Origin of the sequence: Cellulomonas sp., from assembly GCF_035634735.1 — a bacterium.
GTDB lineage: Bacteria > Actinomycetota > Actinomycetes > Actinomycetales > Cellulomonadaceae > Cellulomonas.
The window spans coordinates 1-7070 of sequence record NZ_DASQCJ010000051.1 but is presented as its reverse complement, the minus strand read 5'-3'; the positions used below and the strand labels follow the sequence as shown (position 1 = coordinate 7070).

At 75.9% G+C, this 7070-nt stretch carries 8 protein-coding genes, 2 tRNA genes and 1 pseudogene; 5 read left to right on the top strand and 6 right to left on the bottom strand.

Annotation, left to right across the window (positions count from 1 at the left end; translation table 11 throughout):
• From VER05_RS04785 to VER05_RS04765, 5 genes are all read right to left on the bottom strand, one after another.
• On the bottom strand, positions 1-1362 hold a 1362-nt coding region (locus tag VER05_RS04785; RefSeq protein ID WP_324844251.1), incomplete at its 3' end, for a methyl-accepting chemotaxis protein.
• 207 nt (positions 1363-1569) lie between these two features.
• Positions 1570-1941, bottom strand: coding sequence for an STAS domain-containing protein (locus VER05_RS04780; RefSeq protein ID WP_324844249.1), 372 nt, complete (start codon positions 1939-1941; stop codon positions 1570-1572).
• Between the two features lie 198 nt (positions 1942-2139).
• A tRNA-Lys gene (locus VER05_RS04775) sits at positions 2140-2212 on the bottom strand.
• Between the two features lie 78 nt (positions 2213-2290).
• Positions 2291-2611, bottom strand: coding sequence for a hypothetical protein (locus tag VER05_RS04770; RefSeq protein ID WP_324844248.1), 321 nt, complete (start codon positions 2609-2611; stop codon positions 2291-2293).
• Positions 2612-2691: 80 nt separating this feature from the next.
• A complete protein-coding gene (locus tag VER05_RS04765) occupies positions 2692-2988 on the bottom strand; it encodes a GroES family chaperonin (RefSeq protein ID WP_205693071.1) in 297 nt (98 codons plus the stop codon).
• A gap of 133 nt (positions 2989-3121) precedes the next feature.
• On the opposite strand from VER05_RS04765, the gene bcp reads away from it, so the two are divergent.
• From bcp to VER05_RS04750, 3 genes are all read left to right on the top strand, one after another.
• The gene (gene bcp, locus VER05_RS04760; protein ID WP_324844247.1) at positions 3122-3592 is read left to right on the top strand and encodes a thioredoxin-dependent thiol peroxidase; all 471 of its coding nucleotides are present in this window, start codon (positions 3122-3124) and stop codon (positions 3590-3592) included.
• A gap of 43 nt (positions 3593-3635) precedes the next feature.
• Positions 3636-3721 (top strand) — tRNA-Leu (locus tag VER05_RS04755).
• A 217-nt stretch (positions 3722-3938) separates the two neighbouring features.
• Positions 3939-5549 (top strand): methyl-accepting chemotaxis protein, encoded by a 1611-nt coding sequence (locus tag VER05_RS04750; protein WP_324844246.1) that lies wholly within the window; start codon positions 3939-3941, stop codon positions 5547-5549.
• Between the two features lie 75 nt (positions 5550-5624).
• Here the strand turns inward: VER05_RS04750 and trxA are convergent, their stop codons facing one another.
• Positions 5625-5996, bottom strand: coding sequence for a thioredoxin (trxA, locus tag VER05_RS04745; protein ID WP_158373898.1), 372 nt, complete (start codon positions 5994-5996; stop codon positions 5625-5627).
• A gap of 170 nt (positions 5997-6166) precedes the next feature.
• On the opposite strand from trxA, the gene VER05_RS04740 reads away from it, so the two are divergent.
• Together VER05_RS04740 and VER05_RS04735 are read left to right on the top strand one after the other, a co-directional pair.
• On the top strand, positions 6167-6721 hold the full coding sequence (locus VER05_RS04740; RefSeq protein ID WP_147796132.1) for an NUDIX hydrolase family protein: 555 nt from the start codon (positions 6167-6169) through the stop codon (positions 6719-6721).
• A gap of 10 nt (positions 6722-6731) precedes the next feature.
• Positions 6732-7070, top strand: a pseudogene (locus VER05_RS04735) (hypothetical protein); the annotation flags it as partial.

Genomic DNA, 7070 nt, shown 5'->3' with positions numbered 1-7070 from the left:
CTCCTCCACCGCCGAGGCGATGGTCAGCTGGTAGTCGTTGATGCTCGCGATGATGTGCGAGATCTCGCCGATCGCCCCCACCGCACCGCTGGTGTCGGCCTGGATCGCCTCGACCCGGCGCGCGATGTCCTCGGTCGCCTTCGCCGTCTCCTGCGCCAGCTCCTTGACCTCCCCGGCCACGACCGCGAAGCCCTTGCCCGCCTCGCCCGCGCGAGCCGCCTCGATCGTGGCGTTCAGCGCCAGCAGGTTCGTCTGCTCCGCGATCGAGGTGATCACCTTGACCACGTTCCCGATCTCCTGCGACGACGTCCCCAGGCGGGAGACCTGCTCGTTCGTGACCGCCGCCGCGTCCGTGGCCTGCCCGGCGACCTTGGCCGCCTGGGACGCGTTCTGCGCGATCTCCCGGATCGAGGCACCCATCTGCTCCGCGCCCGCCGCCACGGTCTGCACGTTGCGCGACACCTGCTCCGCCGCCGCCGCCACGACGCCCGCCTGCGCGCTCGTCTCGTCCGAGCCGGCCACGACCTGCTGCGACGCGGCCGACAGCTCCTCGGCCGCCGCCGCGACCGTCTGCGCCGTGTGCACCACGCCGCTCATCAGGGCGCGCAGCGAGCCCTGCGCCTCGTTCAGGGAGCCCGCCATCCGGCCGAGCTCGTCGCGGGAGTCGAGCGGGACGGACACCGTGAGGTCGCCGTCGCCGATGCTCTGCACGGTGCGCTGCACCGTCGCGAGGTCCCGCACGATGCGGCGCACCAGCAGCACGCCCAGGCCCGCGGCGAGCAGCACGCCGACCACGCCGACGGCGATCATCTGCACCGTCGCCGACCGGGCGTCCGAGGCGGCGTCCGCCACGCCCTGCTCCGCGTGCGCGGACACGGAGTCCGTGAGCGCCTGCAGCGCGTCGCCGATCTCCGTCGTGATGCCGCGCACCTGGTCCGCGTAGGCGTCGTGGTACGCCGTGGCGCTCTCGTCCGCCAGCGGCTCGATCGCGTCCGCGGCGGCCTGGTAGCGCCCGTAGGCGTCCTCGAGCGCGGCGTACGCGGCGGTGTCCAGCACGTACGGCTCGTAGTCCGCCACGTTCTGCAGCGCGTCCGCGTCGAAGCCGGCGCGGTCGTCGACGATCTTCGCGCGGTCCTCCGGCGCCACCATCCCGTACTCCAGCACCCGCGCGCGGCTCGCCTGGAACCAGCGCTGCGTGTTCACCAGGTAGGTCTGCGGCTCGATGGCCTCGCGGCCGAGCCGGTCGATCGACGACTCGAGGCCGCCCAGCCGGGCGATGCCGAGCCCGGCGACCACGCCGACCGCGACGGCGAGCAGGCCCAGCACCGCGCCGATGCGGGCGCCCACCGGGGCGTCGGACACGAGCCGGCGGCCTCGGCGGGCGGTGTCGGCGGGCGCGGGGGGCGCTGCGGGCGCGGCGGGTGCGGGCATGACGAGGACTCCGTCCGTCGGTGGGGGGCGGGCCTCGGCTCGGCCCACCGATCCGATCGGACGGCGCGCGCCGCGGGTGAACGCGCGCGCGGGTGAAAGGTAGGACCTTTTGCCCGGCGGGCTGCGACCCGCCGGGCCTCAGCCCTCGACGACGAGGTGCGGCAGCAGGCCGGTCACCTCGAGCAGCGTCTCCACGGTCGGGCCGATGCCGCGCACGACCAGCGCGTCGCCCGCCGGCTGGAGCGCCATGACGAGCCCGGCCAGCAGCCCGACCGCCGAGGAGTCCGCGAACGTCACCGCCGACACGTCGACCACGCGGACCCGCGGCAGCACCGCGGCCAGGTCGGTCCCGCGCGCGCTCTCGGCGCCGAGCCGGTCGCGCAGCTCCTCCACCACGGCCACGTCGACCTCGCCGCGCATGAGCAGCAGCGCGGGGTCGGCGTCGTCCACCCAGACGTGCCCCCGCTCGGGGAGCGGCGGGGTGGGGCCGGCGGCGGCGGTCTCTGGCACGGGTCCAGTATGCGGGGCGCGGGGGCCGCGCGGGCGGAGCACGGCCGGGCGGGGCGGGACGGATCGGGACGCCGGGCGGCGTGCCGCTTTCGCGGCGGACCGCCCGCGGACGGCGACGAAGGCGCGGGGGCGCCGTCCCGCCGCGCGCACGACGAAGGCCCCCGACCGGCGTTTTCGCTGGTCGGGGGCCTTCCGAAGTGCGCCATCAGGGACTCGAACCCCGAACCCGCTGATTAAGAGTCAGCTGCTCTGCCAATTGAGCTAATGGCGCAACGAGGAGAAACGTTAGCAGCCCGGTGGCGCCGGACGCTAATCGGCTCCCCCGCTCAGGGGCCCGACGTGGCGGACGTCACGCCGGGTGCGGACCGGCGGCCGCGTCGGGGTCCGCCGGCACGTCGTCCTCGGCCCGCGCCCCGGCCGCCGGGGCCTCGCCGTCCGGCTCCTCGTCGCCCTCCCACCAGGCGTCCTCGGGCAGCCCCTCGGCCGCCAGGATCGCGTCGGACCGCGGCTCCGCCACGGCCAGGTCGGCCAGCAGCGTCAGCGGCACGTGCTCCGCCAGAAGATCCATGACGACGCCCGTCGCGTCGTCCCCTGCTCCGCGCTCGTCCTGCACGGCCGTGTGCGTCTCGTCGTCCATCGCGGCCACCCCCGGGGTCGTTCCTGCGCTCATGGGAACACCGCCCCGAGGGGCCGCGCAACAGGTGACGCCGAGGGCGAACAACCCTCCCGCGGCGGCAGGTGGGCGGGGCGCTACAGGTACAGCCCGGTGCCCTGGCCGCCGTCGCGGGGCTCCGCCACCGCGTGCACGTCCTTCTCGCGGAGCAGCAGGTAGGTCTGCGCCTCGAGCTCCACCTCGGCCCGCTCGTCGGGGTCGAACAGGACGCGGTCGCCGACCGCCACCTGGCGCACATGCTGCCCCGCCGCGACGACCGAGCCCCAGGTGAGCCGCTTGCCCACGGCCGCCGTCGCCGGGATGACGATGCCGGCGGTCGACCGGCGCTCGGAGGCGTCCGCGTCCAGCTGGACGAGCAGCCGGTCGTTCAGCATCCGGATCGGCAGCTCGGGGCGGGTCGGGCTCTCGGGGCGCTGTGCACTCACGGGGCAGACGCTACCGCCCGGCCGTCGTACGCTGACGGCGCCCGTCGCGCGCGGGCGCCGCACCCACCAGCCAGGAGACGCCATGCCCCGCCTCGCCGTCGGCGACACCGCCCCGGACTTCACGCTGCCGACCGCCGACGGCGGCTCGCTGACCCTGTCGGACCTGCGCGGCCAGGGCGTCGTCGTGTACTTCTACCCGGCCGCCGGCACCCCGGGCTGCACCAAGCAGGCGTGCGACTTCCGGGACTCGCTGGCGTCGCTGCAGGCGCACGGCTACGCGGTGGTCGGCGTCTCCCCCGACTCCCCGGAGAAGCTGGCCCGGTTCGCCGAGGAGGAGGCGCTGACCTTCCCCCTGGTGTCCGACCCGGAGAAGCAGGTGCTCGAGGCGTGGGGCGCCTGGGGCGAGAAGTCGCTCTACGGCAAGACCGTCACCGGCGTCATCCGGTCGACCGTCGTCGTCGACCCCGAGGGCGCCGTCCGGCTCGCGCAGTACAACGTCAAGGCCACCGGGCACGTCGCGAAGCTGCGCCGGGCCCTCGGCATCGACGGCTGAGCCGGCCGGAGCCGACCCCCGCGCCGCGCCGCCGGGGTCAGCCGCGGGAGTGGTGAAACGGCAGCCACGCCAGGTTTAGGTCCTGGTGCCCGAGAGGGCGTGCGGGTTCGAATCCCGTCTCCCGCACCACGTCCGACCTGCCCGGACGCCTTGGAGGCCCGCCCGGCGCGCGGTTCACCCGACCGGCCCGCGGGCCACCCGGATGCCCGGCGGCGCGCGCCCCGTCCGGGTGACCGGCGCGCGGACCGCTCAGACCGCGTCTCACCCGCTCGACGGGGAGACGGGACCCGTAGCGGTGTCCCGCGCGGGCGGCACGCCCGCGCCGCGCGCGACGAGAGGCCGACGGATGACCGGGACCAGGGGTGCGACGGGTCGGGACGACGGGGCGACGGCGGCGGTCGCGGCGGCCGCGGGCCGCGGCCGGGGGCTCGGGTTCACCGGCAAGATCCTGCTGACGGTCTCCGCGGCGATCGCCATGACCGGCCTGCTGGGCTGGATCTCGATCCTCACGCTGTGGCAGAGCACCGAGCGCACCGAGCGGATGTACTCCGACCACGTCACGGGCCTCGCGCTCGCCAGCCAGGTGGCGTCGCACCTCAACGAGGCGCAGTCGATCGGGACCGACATGCGCGCGGCGCGCGACGCGGGCGACCCGTTCAAGGCCGACGGCCTGACCGCCGACCGGGGCGCGGCCGTGGGCGCGGCGCTCGCCGCCCTCGACGAGTACGCCGCGATCCCGGCGCTCACCGAGGACCTGTCGACGACCGCCGCCGACGTCCGCACCGCGCTGACGACCTACCAGAACCTGGTCGGCTCGAGCGAGGGCGCCGACACCGCGGCCCGGGGCGCCGCCGCCCGGGTGGACGCGCTGATCCAGGCCCAGACCGAGGCCGCGGCCTCGGCCTCGCGCGAGGCGACCGCCGCCGGCGACCGCGCCGTGCGCCTGGAGTTCGTCGCCCTCGGCGTCGCGGCCGTCGTGCCCGCCGTCGCCGGCGTCGTCGTGGCGCGCCGGCTGAGCCGGCGCCTGAACCGGGTGGCCGACGCCGCGCAGGCGCTCGCCGGGGGCGACCTGACCGTCAGCAGCGGGGTGACGGGCGCCGACGAGATCGGGCGGACGGCCGCCGCGCTGGACCGCGCGACCGCCGCGCTCCGCGACACCGTCTCCGGCATCGACGGCACCGCGCGCACGGTCGCGGACGCGGCCGGGCGGCTGGAGCGGTCCGCGGGCCAGGTGGTCTCCGGGGCCGACCGCACCTCCGAGCAGGCCGTCGTGGTCGCCGGCGCGGCCGAGCAGGTCAACCGCGACGTGCACACGGTCGCGGCGGGCGCCGAGCAGATGGGCGCGTCGATCCGGGAGATCGCCCGCAACGCCGCCGAGGCCGCCGCCGTCGCGGGCAAGGCCACCGAGGCCGCCGCCCGCACCAACGAGCAGGTCACCCGCCTGGGCACGTCGAGCCAGGAGATCGGGAACGTGGTCAAGGTCATCACGACCATCGCGGAGCAGACCAACCTGCTCGCGCTGAACGCCACCATCGAGGCGGCGCGCGCCGGCGAGGCGGGCAAGGGCTTCGCGGTCGTCGCGGGCGAGGTCAAGGAGCTCGCGCAGGAGACGGCGAAGGCGACCGAGGACATCGCGCGCCGCGTCGAGGCGATCCAGGCCGACACCGAGGGCGCCGTCGCCGCGATCGGCGAGATCGGGACCATCATCGCCCGGATCGACGACTACCAGACGACGATCGCGTCCGCCGTCGAGGAGCAGACCGCCACCACGACGGAGATGAGCCGCTCCGTCGGCGACGCCGCCGCGGGCTCCGGCGAGATCGCCGCCACCATCACCGGCGTCGCGGACGCGTCGGCCGGCAGCACCGAGGAGCTCGGGCGGATGGGCGAGTCCATCGCCGAGCTCGCGCGCATGGCCGACGACCTGCGGACCCGCGTGGCGCAGTTCCGGCACTGAGGCCGGCCCCGGACGCGACGACGCCCCCGCACGCTGCTCGCGTGCGGGGGCGTCGTCGGTTGCGTCGCGCTCGGGTCAGCTCTGCGCCGCCCCGGCGGCGGCGATCTGCGCGCGGACGTCGTCCATGTCCAGCGCCTTGACCGCGTCGACCACCTGCTCCAGCGCCGGCGCCGGGAGGGCACCCGCCTGGTTGAACACGAGGATGCCCTCGCGGAAGGCCATCAGGGTCGGGATCGACGTGATCTGCAGCTCGGCCGCCAGCTGCTGCTCGGCCTCGGTGTCCACCTTCGCGTGCACGACGTCGGTGTGCGTCTCCGACGACTGCTCGAAGATCGGTCCGAAGCGCTTGCACGGCCCGCACCAGTCCGCCCAGAAGTCGACCAGAACGATGTCGTTCTCGGTGATCGTCTTCTGGATGGTGTCGGCCGTCAGCTCGGTCGTTGCCATCAGTCGCCTCCTGTTGTCGATGTGACGCCAGTAGAGCGCCCGGACCCCGCCCAGTATTCCCGGGCGGCGACCCCCTCGCCCGGCGGGCCCGGGCCCCTGGCGCCCGCGGGCGGCCGCTGCACCGCGCGTCGGGCTGTCGCCCGGCCCCCGCCCCGGGGTACAACTGCCGGGTGACCGACACGGCTGACCTGCCCCGCGAGCCCGAGCGCCCCTCCGGGTGGCTGAGTCCCGAGGGCATCGCGGCGGCCCGCCGCTCGCTCCCCCTGCTCTACGTCGACGCCGTCCCCGTGCGGGTCGACGACTCCGGCGACGTGGTCGCCGTCGGCCTGCTGCTGCGGGTCACCCCCGAGGGCGTGATGTCCCGCGCGCTGGTCTCCGGCCGCGTGATGTACCACGAGCGGGTGCGCGACGCGCTGCTCCGGCACATCGAGAAGGACCTGGGACCGGTGGCGCTGCCGCAGGTCCCGCCGACGCCGCAGCCGTTCACGGTGGCCGAGTACTTCCCCACCCCCGGCGTCACGCCGTACCACGACCCGCGCCAGCACGCGGTGTCGCTCGCGTACGTCGTGCCGGTGACCGGGGACTGCCGGCCGCAGCAGGACGCGCTCGACCTGGCCTGGCTCACGCCCGAGGAGGCGTGCAGCGAGCAGGTGCAGGTCGAGATGAACGGCGGCCAGGGCCTGCTGCTGCGCCAGGCGATGGCGCACGTCGGCCGGATGCCCTGAGGCGGCGACGGTGACCGCCGAGGCCGGGGCGCGGGTCCCGGGCGCGCCGGACGGCGCGGGGTCCGGGGCGCCACGCCTCGTGGCCGCCCGCGTGCTGCACGCGCTGCTCGCGCTGGCCGCGGTCGGGGGCGTCGCCCTCGAGGTGGCGCGCGCGCTCACCGAGGGCCCCGGCGACGCCGGCACCGTGTCCGAGCGGCTGGTCCGGCTGTTCTCCTACTTCACGATCCAGTCGAACCTGCTGGTCCTGGTCGCGTCGGCGCTGCTCGCCGCCCGGCCCGCGCGGAGCGGGCGGGTCATGGCCGTGCTGCACCTGGACGCGCTGCTGTGCATCGCGGTGACCGGCGTGGTC

Bases quoted from the DNA above. Each gene is read 5' to 3' on its own strand.
- VER05_RS04770 (WP_324844248.1), bottom strand. From the start codon at position 2,611: ATGAGCGCAGGAACGACCCCGGGGGTGGCCGCGATGGACGACGAGACG.
- VER05_RS04765 (WP_205693071.1), bottom strand. From the start codon at position 2,988: ATGCTGAACGACCGGCTGCTCGTCCAGCTGGACGCGGACGCCTCCGAG.
- bcp (WP_324844247.1), top strand. From the start codon at position 3,122: ATGCCCCGCCTCGCCGTCGGCGACACCGCCCCGGACTTCACGCTGCCG.
- VER05_RS04750 (WP_324844246.1), top strand. From the start codon at position 3,939: ATGACCGGGACCAGGGGTGCGACGGGTCGGGACGACGGGGCGACGGCG.
- trxA (WP_158373898.1), bottom strand. From the start codon at position 5,996: ATGGCAACGACCGAGCTGACGGCCGACACCATCCAGAAGACGATCACC.